General features: G+C 40.1%; 19 protein-coding genes. 9 read left to right on the top strand and 10 right to left on the bottom strand.

Annotated features, from left to right (window positions below; all coding sequences use genetic code 11):
- The first annotated feature begins 52 nt into the window (after positions 1-52).
- Together ACR5KR_RS29300 and ACR5KR_RS29295 are read left to right on the top strand one after the other, a co-directional pair.
- Positions 53-868, top strand: a complete 816-nt coding sequence (locus ACR5KR_RS29300; RefSeq protein WP_448268973.1) for a class I SAM-dependent methyltransferase — start codon at positions 53-55, stop codon at positions 866-868.
- A 64-nt stretch (positions 869-932) separates the two neighbouring features.
- Positions 933-1,481 carry a GNAT family N-acetyltransferase gene (locus ACR5KR_RS29295; RefSeq protein WP_448268972.1) on the top strand — a complete coding sequence of 183 codons (549 nt, stop codon included), beginning with the start codon at positions 933-935 and terminating at the stop codon, positions 1,479-1,481.
- A 598-nt stretch (positions 1,482-2,079) separates the two neighbouring features.
- Here the strand turns inward: ACR5KR_RS29295 and ACR5KR_RS29290 are convergent.
- The 5 genes from ACR5KR_RS29290 to ACR5KR_RS29270 all read right to left on the bottom strand — a co-directional run bounded on the left by ACR5KR_RS29290 (position 2,080) and on the right by ACR5KR_RS29270 (position 9,477).
- Entirely contained in the window at positions 2,080-2,754 is a 675-nt protein-coding gene (locus ACR5KR_RS29290; RefSeq protein WP_445628728.1) for a hypothetical protein, read from the bottom strand.
- Positions 2,755-3,373: 619 nt separating this feature from the next.
- Complete coding sequence (locus ACR5KR_RS29285) at positions 3,374-3,835, bottom strand: hypothetical protein (protein WP_448268971.1); 462 nt, start codon at positions 3,833-3,835, stop codon at positions 3,374-3,376.
- 26 nt (positions 3,836-3,861) lie between these two features.
- On the bottom strand, positions 3,862-5,700 hold the full coding sequence (locus ACR5KR_RS29280; RefSeq protein WP_448268969.1) for an SUMF1/EgtB/PvdO family nonheme iron enzyme: 1,839 nt from the start codon (positions 5,698-5,700) through the stop codon (positions 3,862-3,864).
- A 423-nt stretch (positions 5,701-6,123) separates the two neighbouring features.
- Positions 6,124-6,933 carry an ABC transporter permease gene (locus ACR5KR_RS29275; protein WP_448268968.1) on the bottom strand — a complete coding sequence of 270 codons (810 nt, stop codon included), beginning with the start codon at positions 6,931-6,933 and terminating at the stop codon, positions 6,124-6,126.
- 522 nt (positions 6,934-7,455) lie between these two features.
- Positions 7,456-9,477 carry a protein phosphatase 2C domain-containing protein gene (locus ACR5KR_RS29270; protein WP_448268967.1) on the bottom strand — a complete coding sequence of 674 codons (2,022 nt, stop codon included), beginning with the start codon at positions 9,475-9,477 and terminating at the stop codon, positions 7,456-7,458.
- Between the two features lie 261 nt (positions 9,478-9,738).
- Between ACR5KR_RS29270 and ACR5KR_RS29265 the strand changes: the two genes are divergently transcribed.
- Positions 9,739-10,173 carry an NfeD family protein gene (locus tag ACR5KR_RS29265; RefSeq protein ID WP_322671881.1) on the top strand — a complete coding sequence of 145 codons (435 nt, stop codon included), beginning with the start codon at positions 9,739-9,741 and terminating at the stop codon, positions 10,171-10,173.
- A 156-nt stretch (positions 10,174-10,329) separates the two neighbouring features.
- The gene (locus tag ACR5KR_RS29260; RefSeq protein ID WP_445628722.1) at positions 10,330-11,337 is read left to right on the top strand and encodes an SPFH domain-containing protein; all 1,008 of its coding nucleotides are present in this window, start codon (positions 10,330-10,332) and stop codon (positions 11,335-11,337) included.
- 122 nt (positions 11,338-11,459) lie between these two features.
- On the opposite strand, the gene ACR5KR_RS29255 is transcribed toward ACR5KR_RS29260, so the two are convergent.
- Together ACR5KR_RS29255 and ACR5KR_RS29250 are read right to left on the bottom strand one after the other, a co-directional pair.
- On the bottom strand, positions 11,460-11,882 hold the full coding sequence (locus ACR5KR_RS29255) for a type II toxin-antitoxin system VapC family toxin (RefSeq protein ID WP_445628721.1): 423 nt from the start codon (positions 11,880-11,882) through the stop codon (positions 11,460-11,462).
- On the bottom strand, positions 11,879-12,115 hold the full coding sequence (locus tag ACR5KR_RS29250) for a type II toxin-antitoxin system Phd/YefM family antitoxin (protein ID WP_445628720.1): 237 nt from the start codon (positions 12,113-12,115) through the stop codon (positions 11,879-11,881). The genes ACR5KR_RS29255 and ACR5KR_RS29250 overlap by 4 nt, the downstream gene beginning before the upstream one ends.
- A 385-nt stretch (positions 12,116-12,500) precedes the next feature.
- Here ACR5KR_RS29250 and ACR5KR_RS29245 point away from each other — a divergent pair, with 385 nt between their 5' ends.
- Positions 12,501-13,070: a Uma2 family endonuclease gene (locus ACR5KR_RS29245; protein WP_448268965.1), complete on the top strand. Its 570-nt coding sequence runs from the start codon at positions 12,501-12,503 to the stop codon at positions 13,068-13,070.
- 89 nt (positions 13,071-13,159) lie between these two features.
- Here the strand turns inward: ACR5KR_RS29245 and ACR5KR_RS29240 are convergent, their stop codons facing one another.
- The gene (locus ACR5KR_RS29240; protein ID WP_445628718.1) at positions 13,160-13,564 is read right to left on the bottom strand and encodes a Fur family transcriptional regulator; all 405 of its coding nucleotides are present in this window, start codon (positions 13,562-13,564) and stop codon (positions 13,160-13,162) included.
- 146 nt (positions 13,565-13,710) lie between these two features.
- Here ACR5KR_RS29240 and purS point away from each other — a divergent pair, with 146 nt between their 5' ends.
- The 4 genes from purS to ACR5KR_RS29220 all read left to right on the top strand — a co-directional run bounded on the left by purS (position 13,711) and on the right by ACR5KR_RS29220 (position 16,411).
- Positions 13,711-13,989: a phosphoribosylformylglycinamidine synthase subunit PurS gene (gene purS / locus ACR5KR_RS29235; protein WP_292747447.1), complete on the top strand. Its 279-nt coding sequence runs from the start codon at positions 13,711-13,713 to the stop codon at positions 13,987-13,989.
- Positions 13,990-14,122: 133 nt separating this feature from the next.
- Positions 14,123-14,794 carry a phosphoribosylformylglycinamidine synthase subunit PurQ gene (gene purQ, locus ACR5KR_RS29230; RefSeq protein ID WP_445628717.1) on the top strand — a complete coding sequence of 224 codons (672 nt, stop codon included), beginning with the start codon at positions 14,123-14,125 and terminating at the stop codon, positions 14,792-14,794.
- Between the two features lie 412 nt (positions 14,795-15,206).
- On the top strand, positions 15,207-15,731 hold the full coding sequence (locus tag ACR5KR_RS29225; protein WP_448268964.1) for a DUF937 domain-containing protein: 525 nt from the start codon (positions 15,207-15,209) through the stop codon (positions 15,729-15,731).
- Positions 15,732-15,856: 125 nt separating this feature from the next.
- Positions 15,857-16,411, top strand: coding sequence for a pyridoxamine 5'-phosphate oxidase family protein (locus tag ACR5KR_RS29220; protein ID WP_448268963.1), 555 nt, complete (start codon positions 15,857-15,859; stop codon positions 16,409-16,411).
- A gap of 41 nt (positions 16,412-16,452) precedes the next feature.
- Here ACR5KR_RS29220 and cls read toward each other — a convergent pair whose 3' ends face one another.
- Both cls and ACR5KR_RS29210 read right to left on the bottom strand, forming a co-directional pair.
- Entirely contained in the window at positions 16,453-17,895 is a 1,443-nt protein-coding gene (gene cls, locus ACR5KR_RS29215; protein WP_448268962.1) for a cardiolipin synthase, read from the bottom strand.
- A gap of 1 nt (position 17,896) precedes the next feature.
- Positions 17,897-18,742 (bottom strand): endonuclease/exonuclease/phosphatase family protein, encoded by an 846-nt coding sequence (locus ACR5KR_RS29210; protein WP_448268961.1) that lies wholly within the window; start codon positions 18,740-18,742, stop codon positions 17,897-17,899.
- Positions 18,743-18,994 lie beyond the last annotated feature (252 nt).

The raw sequence follows: 18,994 nt of genomic DNA, 5'->3' as shown, positions 1-18,994 counted from the left end.
ATCTGGCTATAGTTGCCTTTGCCAATAACTATCAAGAAAGGATAAAAGATATATGACTGCAACCATTTCATTCGATCGCGTTTCTGATATCTACGATGCAACACGAGGACTACCGCCTGGGATTTCTGAGGAAATCACAGATTTTATTCTCAATCTAGTTTCAGCAACAACAGAAACCAAATTTTATGAAACAGGTATCGGCACTGGTAGAATTGCTGTCCCGATCGCAAAAAGAGGTTACTCTTATACTGGTGTAGATATCTCTGAAAAAATGTTAGCTGAACTGCACCAAAAGCTAGAGGGTGTGTCTCATAAATTAACAGCAATTAAGGGAGATGCAACTTCTCTACCATTTGCTGACAATTCTTTTGATGTGGCGTTGACAGTTCATGTGTTTCACTTGATTTCAGCTTGGAAGCAAGCGCTAGCAGAAATTCGTCGAGTCCTCAAACCGGGAGGAATTTACCTCTACACTCACGGTAATATGAATTACAGCAAAGTTAATGAAGATATCAATCAGGGTAGGTTTGATTTTCAGCAACGTTGGCAAGATATCATTGCTGGCTATAATTACCCTTTACTCCGTTATGGTGCAACAGAAGAAGAAGTTTTAGGTGAGTTGCGCGAACAAGGAGCAAATTTAGAAACAGTTGTTGCTGCCAAATGGCAGCCTGAAGTAACTGTGGGCAAATTGCTTGAATATCATAAAAACAAAGTTAATAGTCATACCTGGCACATCCCAGATGATATCTTTGCCCGTGCAATTCAAGATTTGCAAGACTGGGCTTTGCAACACTACGGCTCTTTAGACTACGATTTGTCTGGTGAAAGGAGGTTCAAGATTGTGGTAGTACGCAACTGGGCTTAATTGCGATAAACAAGTTTGTAGTAAGGACTTTAGTCTTTGTCTATGGCTAAATGAGGATTCACTAATGATATTGGAAACTCAACGCCTATTCCTGCGGGAAATGACGTTTTCTGACCTTGACGCGCTACTGCTTGTCCTCGGCGATGCAGAGTCGATGCGCTACTACCCAAAGCCCTTTGACCGCGAGATGGTGGAAAAATGGATCGATCGGCATCGCCACAACTACGCACAGCACGGCCACGGCTTATGGGCGATGGTTCTGAAAGCAACAGGCGAGGTAATCGGCGACTGCGGACTGGTTTGGCAAGAGGTCGAGGGACATCGAGAACTCGAAATTGGTTATCATGTTCGCCGCGACCAACAAAGGCAGGGTTACGCCACCGAAGCCGCGTATGCTTGCCAAGACTACGCCTTTAACGTGTTGGGTTGCGGCGATCGCGTCATTTCCTTGATTCGCCCAGAGAATATCCCCTCTCGCCGTGTAGCTGAAAAGAACGGACTCAAGGTCGTTCAGGAGACACTCTGGCGCGACATACCGCATTATATATATGCTGTGCAGCGCTCAGAAAGTAAACTTTTTACAACAAGTAATTTCAAAAACAGAGAAGTTTAATAATCTCTGTACCAACGTTGAGGCTGTTCACCGGAAACATAGTTATATCAATTTGAAAAAACAATGCGACAAATAAACCATTTGTAGAGACGCGATTCATGAGCCAGCGCGTTGCGGGGGTTCCCACGGCAGTCGCTCATGGGGGGAACCCCCAAGACCGCGCTGCCTCCCCGTTGTAGCGACTGGCGTCGCGTTTTTACCCAAGGATGTGTTGCAACCATTAATTGAATTGGTATTAGCCATTATACCTCTTGGCAAAAGTGCTTTTTGCACTCTTGGGGGAAAAGGGTAAAGGTTAAAGGGGAAAGGGAAAAGGTATTGGTTTTGAATACATCAAAGCTCTTGGCAAAAGTGCTTTTTGCACTCTCGTGGGAAAAAGTTTTGGTTAAAGGGGAAGGGAAAATACAAAACCTTTACCCTTTCCCCCAAACCCAATTCCCGACAAATGCCAAGAAGTCTATCCTTTACCCAATACCTCCAAACGCATTCCCCCTGCCCCCTGCTCCCTGCCCCCTGCCCTCAAAGCGATGGGATATTTTTGTAGTTGGAAGTCCCATAGGTTGTAGAGCGAACTTTTGGTTGGCTATGCTTCAAAATATCAGGTGCATTTAATTTTTCGAGTATAAAATCTACTTGCTAAAAGAACTGCACCTGCTACTAAAGTTGCTAGTACACTATCAGGTTCAGGGACGGCAGCAACTTGAGCATCAATTCGTGCAGTTCCAGCAAACAAACCGATCAATTTAGAGTCGCCTAATATATTAGCAAACTCTGGAGAAATTAATAATTTCACATCAGGGATAGTTAAATTTTGGCCATCAAATGCTACAAGTCCTGGAGCGCTCAAATCAAACAAAATTGTATTTAAAGAAAACGTATCTCTTAAAACAAGTCCGCTGGCACCTGTGACAGTACGTCCTGGAGCAAAACCGATTGAAAAGTTACCAACAGTAATTTGATTGTTGAATGTAACAGTACCAGTATGCTCGATTGTACCTGAGAGCGGAGTAAAACCGCCCTCGTCACTGAACGTGAAGTTGGTGGCTGAGTCGATGTTGAAGCCGACTAAATAATTGCTAGGAATTGGTGCAACCGTCTGATTAGTACCTGTCAAGTTTAGCCCAATACTACTAAGAATCTCTTCGTGATCGCGATCGATACTGGTGACTCCAGATATCACTTTAAAAGTTGCAGCTTCTACCTGTATGGGTGCGATTGAGATGAAAGCTGCTGTAGTACAACCAAGAATCCCTGCAAACTGAAAAAAATGCATATATATTTCTGATGATCTTTGTATTTTATTTTAAATAATAAAACCTTTTTTATTAATCTATAAAGTCAAAATTTACTCTAAAAAAATATTTGCAAAAGTTAAGTTTACGTAAACGTGCAGTTAATAACAAAATTTAAACCAGGTGTTTCAAAAACTTAGTTAAGTAAGTAGGTACAAATAAAAATCAATCATCAGAATCAAGCGTAAAGTAGAAAGCATAAAGCATTAAGGGTAGAAAATGAAAAAAATATAGTTACGTTTAATTATGCCCAATGCCAATTATTTACCCTTCAACCTAATAAGTATGAAGTGGTCAAACATAAGTTTATCTTTAATTATTAATAAGTTTAAATTAAGAGTTGCAGTACTGTCTTATATATATAATTTCAGTGTAATAATGATAAAAAAATGATATAAATACGTTGATAAAAGCACAGCAATGCTCATGCATATCAACTTCAGCCAAAACACAAGAGAAAGTTTTCGTTTCCAGCCAGAGGTAATGCCTTAAAAGCAGTTCTGCTGGAAATTTAGGAGGCGTATCCTTACAATAGGTATTCCCAGACTCTAGCTGAGAACCAGAAAAAGCTGATTTATTCTCGCCGATTTACTTTTTAGTTCACAGATTTGTTCTAATCCACCAGCTTATTTTCTCCAAATTAGGATCTATTTCCTGCCAAAAGCTGGCTGAAAAGTCTACTTCTCTTGTTGCTGCAAGTATTTTATCTATACTGTTGAAGTTTTTTTGAATCAATTGCTTATCTAGTTTAGGAATATCTAATTTCAGATATTTCAAACGGTTGGGTAACTCTACTTGCTCTTGTGTCGGCAAGTGGGGAATTTGAGTGACTTGTTCTAAAATTTTGTCTATTGATGTAATAACTTCTTGTAGACTCGGTTTTTTAGTTTGTAATTGTAAATCTTTTTCTTCAAAGGCTTCTTCTTGATTACCTAACTTTACTAAGACTATTTTGACAAAGAAAATATTGTAATCTACCTGACTAACTTCACCCACTTGCTGATGATATTTTCCATTTTTAGTTATAACTACTATGTCACCTTTCTCAATTCTATTGCTCATAATTTATATAGCTTGGTATTAAATTACTAAATAATCTCCTCTACAGAAAATACTACTCTAAAGCCACAAACCCTCAGTCCACCGTCTGACTCATTCCAGCTACGGCTAGCGCTGCGACACAGTTCTGGACTGAAACTCCAAGAACCACCGCGTAGCACCCGACGATTTATATCGCCGCCAATTTCCCAAGCTGTTCCATCTACGGGTGCGTCGTTATAATTGTTATGCCAGGAATCGGCACACCATTCCCAAACTAGCCCGTGCATATCGTACAATCCAAAGGCGTTGGCGACTTCAAAACTACCGACGTTTGTTGTTTCTTTACGGAATTTGCTTTTTGGTTCCATAGTGCAGCTGACTAACTCAGAGGTAATGGTTTCGCCAAAGTGGAATGAGGTTGTAGTTCCAGCTCGACAAGCATATTCCCATTCAGCTTCACTCGGTAAACGATAGTCGCGTCCAGTTTTTTCTGATAGTCTGAGACAGAATTCTACAGCCTCATACCAAGATACATTTTCTACTGGTCTATCTAAACCTTTGAATTTCGATGGATGGGGATTTAAAGCTTGTTTGACTTTGGGTAAAGCTGCTACTACTCTCCACTGTGCTTGAGTTACAGGAAATTTACCCATAAAAAATGGTTCGACGGTAACTTGATGTTGAGGACGTTCGTCAGCATCTCCTTCAAATTCCGGTGAACCCATCATGTAAGTACCACCAGGAATCGATACCATTTCTAACGTGACAGACTTACCTAATTGTTCAGCAAAGAAGTTGGCATTACAGTTCATACGGTTTACTTCTCTACCACCTGTGTCTACTGTCACTACATCAAATTCAAAGGTTTCTAATGGGGGTAATGGGACGATTACTTTTTGTGGTAGCGGCGGTAATATAGATTGAGGCATCGAAACAATTTTTAAGGCAACAGGTTCAATGTTCGATGTGGCAAACTTCAAATCGTTAATGACTTCTACTGCTGTTTGATACCTTTCACTCGGTAGATGTTTGAGTAATTTATCTAAAATTTTTCCTAATTCGTCGCTAATAGTAATACCTTTTTTCTGTAAATGTTCGCGCCACAACCATTTAGCATTCATGGCATCATAAATAGGGTCATTAATCTGTCCAGAAGCATCTTGCAAGGGTAAACATTGAGTCAAAAGACGCACACAAGTTACACCCAAAGCATACAAATCACTGCCGTGACAAGCAAATCCAGCCATTTGTTCTGTTGGGGCATAGCCAAGAGTATAAATTACCGTAGCTTGTCTTCCGATACTGGTTTGTGTTACTTGTTTAGCACCGCCAAAGTCAATTAAAACGGGTTTTTCATCACTTGCACGGCGGATAATATTTTCTGGTTTGATATCCCGATGAATGACGTTATGGGTATGAATGAATTCCAGAACTGGCAATAAATCAGCTAAAAGTTCCCAAATTTGTTGTTCGCCATAAATTTGCTGCTGAACTTCTTGTAAGAGAGTTTTTCCTTGAATAAATTCTTGTACGAGATACAAGCTAGTACCTTGTTCAAAATAAGCTAGTAATCTGGGAATTTGGGTATGATTTTCTCCCAATTCATACAACCGAAAAGCCTCTTCTTTGAAAAATTCTGCGGCTTTAGTGCGTTGTCCTGTTCCCTGGAACTGCGGGAAAAATTGCTTGATGACGCAAGGGGCGTTTAGTCTGTCTACATCTTCTGTAGAATATGTTCTACTAAATCCACCTTCACCTAAAAGTCTTAATACGCGGTAACGGTTTCTGAGAAGTTTGCCAAAGTTGCTTTGTCCGCAACTCACGCAAAATCTATTGCTATCAGAGTTGAATGGATTTGAGCAATTGGGGTTTTGGCAGATTTGCATAATGAGGGGGAAATAGCATCTTCTCCAAAGTTAGCCCCAATATTATCTAATTGAAAACAGTTATGTAGAGAAGCGAACACGGAAGTTTATTCATGTGTTTAAAACTATGTTTTCTACGAGGGCATAAGGATGAATAAATTATATTTATTTATACCAATTCAATTAATGATTGCAATACACTTTGGTTAAGACGCGATTCATCGCATCTCTACAAATGGTGTATTTGTTACATTCTTTTTTGCAATTGGTATTACTTATCTATACTATGACGTTGTGTTAGCAGAAAGTATGGCACATTGCCATAATATTGGAGCGTTAGGCTTGCCGTAATGCACCTTAAATTTTAATATAGCTGTTGTTCGCTATCTAAAAAAGTTCATAAAGAACCAAATTACCCATAATTTTTATTGGCAATAGCAAGTCTTATTTGAAAGTTTTCTTCTCTCCAGAAGCGCGAATTAATTCAGCTACAAAGGCAACGATCGCAGATACTAAAATTAACATTACACTGAGAGCATTAATATCAGGTTTAACTCCGGTTCTAATGCGACTAAAAATTTCCATTGGCAGGGTGTTAGAACCGCTACCAGCAGTAAAACTAGCAATCAGAAAGTCATCTAAGCTAAGAACAAAGGCTAAGAGACAACCAGCGATAATTCCAGGCATTAATTGAGGTAACAATACTTTGATGAAAGCTTGGGTTGGTGTCGCACCTAAATCTAGTGCTGCTTCTTCTAAGTGGGGATCTAAATTAGTCAGTCGGGAAGCAACCACAAGTCCAACGTAGGCTAGACAAAACACTACATGGGCTGCAACTATTGTCCACAAACTCAAAGGTACTGCAAAGGCTGCTAGACATACTAGGGTAGCCACTGCGATCGCAATATCGGGAATAATCAATGGTAGGTAAGCAATACCCAGATACAATTTTTTACCAGGAAATTCGTAACGCGCCAACCCAACCGCCATCAAGGTTCCCAGCACTGCGGAAATTGCCACGGCACAACCCGCAACTATCATACTGTTTTGCAAAGCCGATAAAATGCGATCGTCACTGAACAACTTGCGATACCAATCGAGAGTGAATCCTTGCCAAGTTGCACTGTAAGGCGACTTATTGAAGCTATAAAAGCCAAGTACCAGTATGGGCAGGTACATGAACACAAATATCAGCAGTGAGAAAACCGCTTGCCATGAGACACGCGGTTTTTTGAGAGATGGAGAGATATTCACGTTTATATATGATTTTTCTTGATAGCAATCGGTTATATCATATTTTATCTAAAAAGTCAATGATTACTGACTAGCGATCGCCACTTTCTTTTCCATTAGAATGTACAAGTAGTTGTTGTCAAGATTGCAATATTCCTGGCAAACATTGCAATATTTCTGGCAAACATTGCAATATTCCTGGCAAATATTGCAATATTTCTGACAAACATTGCAATGTTTCTGGCAGATATTGCAATATTTCTCATCAACATTAGAATATTCCTTATCAATACTGCAATATTTCTCATCAACATTAAAATATTTCGGTATAAGTTAAGTCGGTGCAATAAAACCAAACCGTGTCAAGAAAAGTAAATAAAGCTCAAACTCTCTCCCCCTGCCCCCTGCTCCACTTCGACTACGCTCAGTGACCTCCTGCCCCCTGCCCACTATTCTTAACTAGACTTCTTTCTTCCTTGTCCCCCTTGTCCCCCTTGTCTTCCTTGTCCCTCTGCTATTGAATATTTTTTACTTGGAAGTCCCCTATTTCCCACTCGGACACACTGACTGCATTTCTTGGGGAAGTTGCCGACACATTTGCTGTAATCCTTGAGGATTAATTTGCCACCAAGCAAATAATCCCAGACTTGTACCCCCTACAAGCAACGCTAACACTCCCCCCAGCATTACCAAAGGTTTACTCCACTTCGGTTTTGTAATTAAAGTTGGTGGAATTTCTGGGTTGAGAGGTGGTTCTTCTGAAAGATCCAAATCTAGATCCAAATTTAGATCCAAATCTAGCAAAGCTTGGGAACTTTCTGTAAAAGAAGTTGGTTCTTCTAATTTCTCTAGTTCTTCTAGTTCTTCTAATTCTTCTAATTTCTCTAGTTCTTCTTCCTGTATTTCTGTTTCTATAATCTCTTCTGGCAACGCCGGAGTCACGGGTACTAAGTATTCTGGAGAAACACGGCAATAGGTGATAACAACCGATGTATTATCAAGCCCATTTTTTTCATTTGCTAAGTTAATCCAGTTGCGGACAGCATCTTCAACTGTCATTTGCCCTGTTAACACGGGTATTGCATAATCCTGCCAAGATTGTTCTACCCAGTTGCGATCGCTTAAACCATCAGAACACAGTAGCAAAATGCCATCTTCTTCCAGAATAAATCGCTGAACATTGAGACGTAAAGATTCGGAATTTCTTGTCCCCAATGCTTGAGTTAAGGCACTCGCATCTGGTCTTAAAAGTGCCTTTCGATACAAGCTTTTAGCAAGGCGTACTTCTCGCGTTGCCACATCATCATCTACTGTTAGTAGCTGGCAATAATTGCGAGTAATCCAATAGGCACGGCTATCGCCAACATTAGCCAAGTAAAGCTCATGGGTATTATTTGATTGCCATCCAGTACTTGTCTGGATTCGTTGTGGAACTTGCAACGCCATAACAATAGTTGTAGCCATGCGTTCTTTGCCCTGGCGTTTTTGTTCGTTATTGCGGGCACAAATTACATTATTTACCACCCGTAAGCTTGCTTCTAATTGTTCCTGCAACAACTCAGGTGGAAAAAGTGCAGTTTGTTCTATCACCTCAGTTAGTAAAGCGCGAATTTGCAACTTTACAGACTGCACTGCCAACTGACTTGCAACCTCACCGCCTTCGTGTCCGCCAATGCCATCGCACACAATCGACAAGTGGCGCAATAAAGGTTCCTCTAAATCACTCAAACTATTGGGATAGCAAGCATCTTCATTTTGCGCCATCATTGGGCCAATATCTGTAGAACCTGCCACCTTTAAGGCTAATGGCAATTCTGCCGCAGCCGCTAGTAGTAAATTATTGAGTTGAATATTAATTTCCTCTAACTCAATCTCAGTTTCACACATCTCCTGGGCAATGTTCTGTAACGCTTTAGCTACTGATGCCTTCGCAGAAACTACCCAAAACTGCCAACATTCCCCCAGATTTTGTAAACTTAACTTTTCATCAGCTGGTGTTTGATAGAGTTCCAACAGTCGCACACACCAACCTTCGACTCTCAAGTTGTCTACTACTAGTAAACTGCGGCTAAGTCCCAATTCTGCTAGAGGTGTCCAAAGTTGGAGAATTTGCCACAGCCAATAAACTTGTCGTACTGCCGTGGCTTCCTCCCAAGCCTCAACAATAGTTGGATAGATATTTCCTGTCTTATCTATCGGCGCATTTTCTAATAAAAGGATATCAGTTGTATCTTCTTCAAGATTACTAGCAAACCCATAAGCTTGGGGCAGATGTAACCGCTGTTGATATAACTGTAAATAAGGAATTACTGCGGCTGGCAATTCTTCAGGTACATCTGGCGGCAGTCCCGGTTGAGTATCTAGCCAAATCTGTTGTTTAATTACCTCATACCTATCTGCTACCTTTGTGCCTGGTGGGATGTAAGCAGCCAATGAGCCAGTCGCCCAAAGATAGCGGTGAACTAAAGGAGTTTGGCAACTGGCACAAACGTTATCTCCCATAGGATTGATGGGGCTATTACAGCGTGGATTTATACAAAAAATTATCAGTTGAGTAGAAATCATAAATATAGGAGTCAGGAGTCAGGAGTCAGGAGTCAGAATTCTTATTTATACATAAACTTCGATTAACTTTAGCTGGCAATGAATTGAAGGCTAGAATAAACTGGACATGTGTACCGTTAGCTACACCTTGTTACTGAAATTAATCAAAATTACAAAATTATTGGTAGAAATACCCAGTTTTGTTTTCTGTAAATAACTTACGTCTGGCTGTATCTAATCGTAGAAATGCATTTACGTCAATGTAGAGTTTAGGATGGCGCTATGCCAAGTTTTACCTTAATCTGGCTTCTGGCAGGAGCAGTTTTATGTTTAATGGAACTGTTCTTACCGTCGGCGTTTGTCGCCTTGATGATGGGAATTAGCGCTTTTGTGGTGGCGCTGCTGTCTGGAGTGGGTATGGGAAGTGTATGGTTGCAAATTGTAGTTTGGCTGTTGCTTTCCATAGCCCTAATCGTGCTTTCTCGTCGGTTTTTGCAACCAAGACAACGCAAATCAAAAATTCGGGATGCAGTCATAGCTGAAACCTTAACAGAAATTCTGCCTGGAAAAACAGGGCGGGTACGGTATGAGGGAAATTCTTGGCAAGCAAGATGTGACGATGACAAATTTACCATACCACCCCATCAAAGAGTTTATGTGGTTAGGAGGGAAGGTACTACTTTGATTGTTGTACCGGAAAATCTGTTGAATTCTTGAGTATTTTGTCATTTGTCATTTGTCATTTGTCATTTGTCACTTGTACTGAGCGAAGTCGAAGTATTTGTCATTTGTCAAAACTTAAGAGTTCTACTTCCTTGGCTCATTCATCTCCTCCACTCTGCACTCCGTTTATTAAAAATTAGGAGATTCACAATGGAACAGTTTTTTTTACTAGTATTTTTAGCTCTAGGTGGTTCTGCTGTAGCAAGTTCGGTAAAAGTCGTCAATCAGGGCAATGAAGCTTTGGTGGAAAGATTGGGTAGCTATAACAAAAAACTGGAACCAGGACTAAACTTTGTTGTTCCTTTTGTAGATAGAGTTGTCTACCGAGAAACTATTAAAGAAAAAGTCTTAGATATTCCTCCTCAACAGTGCATTACCCGTGACAACGTTGGTATTGAGGTAGATGCAGTGTTTTATTGGCGCATTGTGGATATGGAAAAAGCCTGGTACAAGGTAGAAAATCTCCAAGCGGCAATGATAAATATGGTGCTGACTCAAATTCGCGCCGAAATGGGACAACTGGAGTTGGATCAAACTTTTACTGCTCGTTCTCACATCAGTGAGCTTTTATTACGAGATTTGGATGTTGCTACCGATCCTTGGGGTGTGAAAGTGACACGGGTAGAACTGCGAGATATTATTCCGTCTCAAGCAGTACGAGAATCGATGGAATTGCAAATGTCAGCAGAACGACGCAAACGGGCAGCAATTTTAACTTCAGAGGGCGATCGCGAAGCTGCTGTCAATAGCGCCAGAGGTAAAGCTGACGCGCAAATCTTGGATGCGGAAGCTCGTCAAAAATCGGTAATTTTGCAAGCAGAAGCCGAACAAAAGGCGATCGTTTTGAAGGCTCAAGCAGAACGTCAGCAGCAGGTTTTAAAAGCCCAGGCGATCGCAGAGTCATCAGAAATTATTGCCCAAAAGCTCCACAATAACCCCAATGCCAATAAAGCAGTGGAAGTACTATTTGCCTTGGGCTATTTAGATATGGGCGCGACAATTGGTAAAAGCGATAGTAGCAAGGTGATTTTTATAGATCCGCGTTCCATTCCCGCTGCTTTAGAGGGTATACGCTCCGTCGTTTCAGATGGTGAGGTTAACTCTAACGAATTGTTTTCTAAACAAATCCCAGGATTAGAAAACAATCGCTCTAGTTAAGAATAGGGAGCAGGGGAGCAGAGGAGCACAGGAGCAGGGGAAGAAAATAACTCCTGCTTCTGCCTTCTAACAAATGACAAATGACCAATGACAAATGACTAATGACTTGGTTATGCTTTGATTTACCGCAGTAACAAAACCTCAACTCCTAAAATTTCAGCACTTGTTGCTAAAGCTTCATCAGCCGTTACCAATTGGATATTATTTTGAAATGCAATTGTCAAATGTAGAGCATCAAGTGTACGCAATGGTGTATCAAATCGACTAATCCACTCACGCGCTAAATTATAATGAACTATTTCTACCGCAATTTGAGTATAAAATCCACTATCTAAATCTGCTTGGAACCTTTCTACAACGGCTGTTGCATCCTGCTGAGATATTTCTCGCATTCTGACTCGACGCGATAACGCAGAAACGAATTCAACCTCAACCAACTGACTCAAACCTACTTCAGTTTCATTGAGTAATAATTGTTCAACTGCATCGCTCAAAGCTTCTCTCCAATACAAAGGAGCGATAACGCTTGTATCTAAATAAATCAACGACGTTCCTCTGTACGCGCATTGATGACAGTTGCGCTCAATGACTCACCCTTAATCGCAAGAGAATCACGAAATTGTTTCATACTTGCTAATCGTTCTTCCTTTTGTAGCGGAGGAACTAAACGAGCTACAGCTTTATCTTGGTCTAGCAAAATTACTTCTTCTCCCCTAGCTACTCGTTCTAAGAGAGATTTTAAATCTATAGCTGCTTCTTCAACGCTAATTCTCAACACTCCATTACTCCTGTAGTTAGATTTGAAGATAAAATAAAATTCCCTGTTTAAATTATTGTAATTGAATTGAGTAGTTTTCTATCTTCTTCTGTGATATAGGAATCCGGTTTGATTTCTGAAAAAAATCCGTACACTTATAATCCTCTTCTTCACTATTGCCTATTGCCTATTGCCTATTGCCTGTTCCCTGCCTCTACGAGTAATTTCAAAAATCAAATACTAGTCCTATATATAAAAAATAGGTACGGTAGAAGAAACATAGAGAATAAATTTTAGGCGATACATGACGGTAAGTTATTAGAATATCTACGACGGGCTATGCCTATGCGATACTTGTCTAATTATTTTCGCGATAAAATAATCAAGCTTTGATAAGTTGTAAATTATGATCTTATCTATTGAGTCAACTACAGCATTAAATATAGAAGAGTTCTTAAAATTACCAGAGACAAAACCAGCAAGCGAGTATTTTAACGGAAAAATATACCAAAAGCCTATGCCGCAAGGAGAACATAGTACTTTACAAATTGAATTAGCTTCTGCCATAAATCAAGTTGCAAAACTACAAAAGTTAGCTTATGCCTTTACTGAATTACGCTGCACGTTTAGTGGATTTTCAATAGTACCAGATATTGCTGTGTTTGAATGGCAAAGAATTCCCTTTGATGCAAAAGGTAGAATTGCGAAGAAATTTGAGATTCCCCCAGATTGGATAATCGAAATTCTCTCACCGGAACAATCACCCAACCGAGTTATCCGCAAAATTACATTTTCGATTCAAAATGGAGCGAAGCTAGGTTGGTTACTCGATTCTGCTGATGAATCCATCATGATTTTTGAACCCAATAAATTACCAGAATTAAAAGAACAGCAAGATATCTTACCCGTTTTGAGTGTTTTGGAAAATTGGCAATTAACAGTTGCAGATGTATTTAATTGGTTGAGTTTTGTTTAAATAAAGCATTTATTACAACAGAATTCAGGAGTCAGAAATCAGAAATCAGAAGTAAAACACGCTTTATCCGTCTCATAAAATTGGTATGGCTATTGACTAATTCCAGTACTTTGATTCACCTGGCATTGATTGCACAACCCAAAAAACTCTAGGGTGTGGTAAAAAACTTTAAACTGATGGCTTGATTCTAACTGGTTTTCTAAGTCATGAACTGGGCATTGATTAATCGCAATTGAGACGCCACATTGCAAGCAGGTAAGGTGGTGTTTATCTTGTTGTGCTAGGCTATAGAGGGCTTCACCGTTAGCCAAATTTCGCACTTGTACCATGCCTTCTAGTTTTAAGGCTTCTAGAGAACGGTAAACTGTTGCTAAACCCATGCTCTGATTGATATTACGTAGTTCTACGTAAATATCTTGGGCAGAAATGCCTTTTTTGATAGTTTTCAGTAGGTTGAAAATACGCTCTTGACTGCGGGTGCGTATGACTTTCATAGACAATTATTTAAGTATGCCACTGTAGTTTGAAGCTGTTAGGATGAGCTAATCAATCGATTAAGTTTAACCGCTTCGTAATCTTATTTTCACTCAGTTGGAACAGAAAGTTATAGTATAGCGATCGCAGCATTCAGCAAAAGCCCGTGCAAACCAAGTATCTAGCCAAAATTTTCGTGACCCTTCGTCCTTCAGTTTTAGACCCCGCTGGTGTGGCAGTACAATCCGGTCTTAAGCAACTGGGATACGATAACGTTGACCAGGTGCGGATTGGCAAGTACATTGAACTCACCATCACCTCAACTGAAGAGAAGAAAGCGCGTCAAGACCTTGATACCATTTGTGACCAAATGCTATCAAATCCGGTAATTGAAAATTACCGCTTTGAATTAATTGAGGTCGAAACTCAAACTGGGGTATTTTAGGAATTGGGTATAGGGCATTGGGCATGGGGCATTGGGCATTAATTATTCTTTCTCCCCCTTGCCTCCTCTGCTCCCACTTCGGCTACGCTCAGTGACCACCTGCTCCCCTGCTCCCCTGCTCCCCTAACTAATCATGAAATTCGGTGTTGTTGTTTTTCCCGGTTCTAATTGCGATCGCGATGTTGCTTATGTAACCAGAGATTTACTGGGGCAACCAACTCGCATGGTTTGGCATCAAGAAACAGATATTGCTGATTTGGATGTTGTGATTATTCCTGGTGGCTTTAGTTACGGGGATTATCTCCGCTGTGGTGCGATCGCGCGTTTTTCACCTGTGATGCAACAAATTGTGGAACACGCCCAAAAGGGTAAGTTTGTCCTCGGTATTTGCAACGGCTTTCAGGTATTAACTGAAGCTGGACTTTTGCCAGGAGTGTTAACTAGAAACCGAGATTTACATTTTATTTGCGATCGCGTCCTCTTGAAAGTTGAGCGTACTAATCTATGGACGCAAGCTTATACAACTGGTGAAGTTATCACTTTGCCCATTGCCCACGGAGAGGGGCGATTCTACGCTGATGCAGCCACTCTGGCAAAAATTGAAGATAACGGACAAGTCATATTTCGCTATGAAGGGGAGAATCCCAACGGTTCACTAAACAACATTGCCGGGATTAGCGATCGCCGGGGCAATGTGTTGGGAATGATGCCGCACCCAGAAAGGGCATCAGACGCAATGTTAGGGGGTAGTGATGGCTTGAGGTTGTTTCAAGGCTTACTAGAGAAAATAGCGGCATTAGCGTAGAGCAAATATCGGTCAAATAAGTTGAGCGTTTTGCGATCGCTGTCTGTAGAAAAATGTTCATCTATCTTTCAGACAGCGATTTATTTTTTCCGAACGACGCATTAGTAAAGGTTTGGGGTTAGCAATGCCTGCGGTAAATGCTCGCCTACGCACCTCAAATTGTAGTAAAAAAACATTTGGGTAAAATTATTTACCAATTTGAAAAAAGAATGTGACAAATAGACCATTTGTAGAGACGCGATTCATCGCGTCTTTACTCAAGAATGTGTTGCAATCATTAATTGAATTGATATAGGTTAAAATTTAGAGGTTGCGTGTTTTAATCTTTTAGTAGACTTACAAAAGTCCGCGTACACAAAAAACTTCCAGCCAGTTTTGGCAAGTTTTTGAAAACAAAGAGAGAAACAAACTTATGGGACTTTTCGATCAAATTCTTGGTGCTGTCGCTAATCCCAATCAACAGGGCAGCTTAGGTGAAATAGGAAGCATTGTTAACACTGTACAGCAGTTGAGCGATCGCACAGGCGCAGATCCTTCTACCATCCAATCAGTTTTGTCAGTTGTGGGTGGTCAAGTACGTTCTGCTTTACAAGACAAACAAGCTACAGATGGTAATGAAGCCACACAAAATTTAGTCAGTCAATATGCTGGTACTTCTGCCAACCCTCAAGCCGTCAATTCGTTGTTTTCTCCCCAGATACAACAGCAAGTAGCTGAAGTTGCCGCCCAGCGTACTGGGTTGGATGCTGGTATCGTTCAACAATTGCTACCTTTGGCAGTACCTTTGGTGCTAAAGTTTTTGCAATCAGGTGCCAATGCTCAAAATCCCCAAGCTGGGGGCAATCCTGTCCTCAATTCCTTTTTGGATGCTGATGGTGACGGTGATGTCGATATCGCTGATGCCATCCAAATGGCTAGTCGATATATGAGACAGTAACAGTTTTCTCTCAACTCCCCATTCCTTTGGGATAAACCAGACATCGGTAATTATACCTTGCTAGATTTTTAGCTAAGACATAGGCTGAGAAAACGATCAATTTGTAAATATAAATCAAACAGTCTATGTCTAAATTATTTGACTGTATTACTGAAGAACTGCAAGACTTTATTGCTGCCCAACACCTTTTCTTTGTCGGCTCTGCACCTTTGAGTCCTACGGGTCATGTTAACCTGTCTCCTAAAGGTCAAGACTGTTTTCGTGTCTTGTCTCCCAACCGAGTAGGTTATGTAGACCTCACAGGTAGTGGTAACGAAACATCAGCCCATTTGCAAGAAAATGGGCGGATAACCTTCATGTTTTGTGCCTTTCAAGAACCCCCGTGTATCTTGCGTCTTTACGGTCAAGGAACCACCATTTTACCGAATTCTCCAGAGTGGGACTCGTTGTACTCTCTATTTTTGCCGATACCAGGAACTCGTCAAATTATCGTCGCTGACATTGAAACAATCCAGACTTCCTGTGGTTTTGGCGTACCACTCTATGAATATCAAGGTCAGCGACAGACTCTAGTAAACTGGGCTACTAAAAAAGGCGAAGAAGGAGTTAGAGAATATCAACAGAAGAAAAATCTTGTCAGCCTTGACGGTTTGGCAACACCACTGAGTAAATTACTTTAACTTTGCCTGATGAATTATTCTATTAATCCATATATTAGCGATTAAAGTAAAGGAGTCAGCAATCGAGAGACTCTCACAGCTAACTTGAACCACAAAGGTTTTTTATCGTACTCATTAAGATCGACAGCAACACAGACAGCTAAATCATCCTCTAACATCTTTTTCACACTTTGGACAAACCCAGGCTCGGTAACAAAACCCATAACTTCAAAGTTAAGGGCAAAAGAGCGATTATCTAAGTTAACGGTTCCTACCCCTGCTAAATTCTCATCAATGACTATAATTTTCTGGTGCATAAACCCATTTTTGTAACGATACAACTTGATACCGATTTTTTCCATTTCAGTGTAGTAAGAGAAGGAACATAAATAAACAAATAAATGATCGGGTCGATTTGGTAAGAGAATTCGCACATCGACACCTCGCATTGCTGCCAGTTTTAAAGCTGACAATGTTGCCTCATCCGGTACAAAGTATGGACTAGCAATCCACAGGTGAGTTTGAGCTTGATTAATTAGTTCGACGAAAAAAAGCTTACAAGCTGGCAGACGATCTGCGGGGCCTGTAGGAAGTATCAATACAGTTTGATTAGTCTCTTGATTAATTTTTACCTGCCAGTTAACTTCGATAAGTTTTCGAGTTGCCCAATACCAATCTCGTACAAAGGAGTTTTGTAGGCTTTGTACGCTTGGGCCTTCAAGCATAATATGAGTATCGCGCCAGGGACTCAAGCGAGGATTTTTTCCTAAATATTCATCACCAATATTTAGTCCACCGACAAATGCGATTTCTCCATCCACCACCAAAATTTTGCGATGATTGCGAAAATTATATTGGAGCCGATTACCCTGACCTTGGGTGGTGTTAAATGCACTCACTGCAATTCCATGCTGTTGTAGAGATTGAATATAAGGGCGAGATAGTTTCTTGGAACCAATTTCATCGTAGAGAAAATAGATGTTTATTCCTTGCTTGGCTTTAGCAATCAACGCTTCTTTAAACTCATTACCTGATTGGTCATCGTTAACAGTATAGAATTGAAACAAAATATAATTCGTCGCCGATGCAATCTTTTTCAGCATCGCTTCATAGGTTTGCTGACCATTAATCAGTAATTCGGCAGCATTCCCTGATGTAAAAGAAATGTCTGTAAAAGCCTCTGCTAAGGGTTGCAACTGGGCTAGATTATCTGGTGGTGCAACCTGAAATTTAATCAGTTCGCTATAGGTAGAATGAAAAAGCTTATAGTGTTGTGCATAGACTGAGCGCAGTGTTTCAGCATATCCATGAAATTTAGTTCTTCCTAAAATCCAATACAACGGAATCGTTAGCCAGGGAAAGGTAATTAGAGAAATGCTCCAGGCAATTGCCCCTTGAGAAGAACGCACATTCATTACTGCATGGGCTGCATGTATAACTCCCACGCAATGAACAACAACTGTAGCTGTGCTAAAAATAGCTAGAACACCAGCATCTACAAGCATCTTAATTTTTTTGAGTATTGGTATAAGTAAATTCTGCCAGCAATGGCTTATGATCTGATGAACAAATTTGGTCTAGCACTTTAGCACTGGCTTTCTTCACACTGATATCTCGATAAAAGATATGGTCTAAAGGAGGTGATAACAGAAAGCGTTTAATTTTCTCCTTCTCATCAGGTGCAAAAATGACAGGCGTTAATCCTAATTGAGTGGTTACTTGATTGAGAATAACTGCTCTTTTTCGACTCCAAGTATTGAAATCTCCTGAAAATATTAGTGGCCCCCGATGTATAGATAAGGCTTGCTCTAATTCATTTAGTTGGATTTTAAATTTATTTATATCTACAAAATTTATTAGATGAGTATTGATTGTCATCAGAGTTGTATTTTGTTCAGATAGCAGATACTCAGTAATTAAAGAAATTTTAGGAGTTTTAACAATCGGCTCATAATCTTTAGTAGCTATAACTTTTTTTGTAATTGGGTTGATTGTCGAGGCTGTAAAAAGTCCTGAATAAGTTTGATGATGAATATCTACAAAATTAGGAGCAAAATTCCAATTCATTTTCAACCATTTTGCCCATTCTTTTGCCTCTAACTTTAAAGAAAATTCTTGTAAAAATATGAGGTTTGGCTGATAAGTTGCAATTATTTGGGAAAAATCTTCTAACCAAGCGTTATTATAGTTTTGTTTAGCAATATTCCAACTGAGAATTTTAATTGATTGACTATTAATTTCTGTTTGAATTGAATTGTTTTTATCAATTGTGAGTTCTTGTAAACGGAAAAATCTATAACCAGGAATAAATTTTGTAAAGAGAGTGTTTACGTGTTCTTGGATATTAGGCATTACTAATATTAAAATGGATTTATTCTAGCTTAACGCTATTAAACAGTCGTTAGAGAAGAATAGCACGTTTGTAAAGCTATAGACTATGCTCCATAAGCACTAGAGCTTGAACAGTGTCGGCATTGATTGGGCGATTGTACTTGATAGAACTTACAGTTTAGCAGGGTGGCTTACGAGAGCGATCGCAATCCTAAATGATTTGTAAGAAAATTCACCCCCAGCTAACGCCGTCCCCTAATGCTTTGAGGGAAC

It is taken from the genome of Nostoc sp. DSM 114159 (assembly GCF_053470285.1).
Note: the sequence above shows the minus strand (reverse complement) of the source record. Positions and strands in the feature narration are given on the sequence as shown.

Bases quoted from the DNA above. Each gene is read 5' to 3' on its own strand.
- ACR5KR_RS29295 (WP_448268972.1), top strand. From the start codon at position 933: ATGATATTGGAAACTCAACGCCTATTCCTGCGGGAAATGACGTTTTCT.
- ACR5KR_RS29290 (WP_445628728.1), bottom strand. From the start codon at position 2,754: ATGCATTTTTTTCAGTTTGCAGGGATTCTTGGTTGTACTACAGCAGCT.
- ACR5KR_RS29270 (WP_448268967.1), bottom strand. From the start codon at position 9,477: ATGATTTCTACTCAACTGATAATTTTTTGTATAAATCCACGCTGTAAT.
- ACR5KR_RS29245 (WP_448268965.1), top strand. From the start codon at position 12,501: ATGATCTTATCTATTGAGTCAACTACAGCATTAAATATAGAAGAGTTC.
- ACR5KR_RS29260 (WP_445628722.1), top strand. From the start codon at position 10,330: ATGGAACAGTTTTTTTTACTAGTATTTTTAGCTCTAGGTGGTTCTGCT.
- ACR5KR_RS29225 (WP_448268964.1), top strand. From the start codon at position 15,207: ATGGGACTTTTCGATCAAATTCTTGGTGCTGTCGCTAATCCCAATCAA.
- ACR5KR_RS29240 (WP_445628718.1), bottom strand. From the start codon at position 13,564: ATGAAAGTCATACGCACCCGCAGTCAAGAGCGTATTTTCAACCTACTG.
- ACR5KR_RS29280 (WP_448268969.1), bottom strand. From the start codon at position 5,700: ATGCAAATCTGCCAAAACCCCAATTGCTCAAATCCATTCAACTCTGAT.
- ACR5KR_RS29210 (WP_448268961.1), bottom strand. From the start codon at position 18,742: ATGCCTAATATCCAAGAACACGTAAACACTCTCTTTACAAAATTTATT.
- ACR5KR_RS29300 (WP_448268973.1), top strand. From the start codon at position 53: ATGACTGCAACCATTTCATTCGATCGCGTTTCTGATATCTACGATGCA.
- ACR5KR_RS29265 (WP_322671881.1), top strand. From the start codon at position 9,739: ATGCCAAGTTTTACCTTAATCTGGCTTCTGGCAGGAGCAGTTTTATGT.
- ACR5KR_RS29285 (WP_448268971.1), bottom strand. From the start codon at position 3,835: ATGAGCAATAGAATTGAGAAAGGTGACATAGTAGTTATAACTAAAAAT.
- ACR5KR_RS29220 (WP_448268963.1), top strand. From the start codon at position 15,857: ATGTCTAAATTATTTGACTGTATTACTGAAGAACTGCAAGACTTTATT.
- cls (WP_448268962.1), bottom strand. From the start codon at position 17,895: ATGCTTGTAGATGCTGGTGTTCTAGCTATTTTTAGCACAGCTACAGTT.
- purQ (WP_445628717.1), top strand. From the start codon at position 14,123: ATGAAATTCGGTGTTGTTGTTTTTCCCGGTTCTAATTGCGATCGCGAT.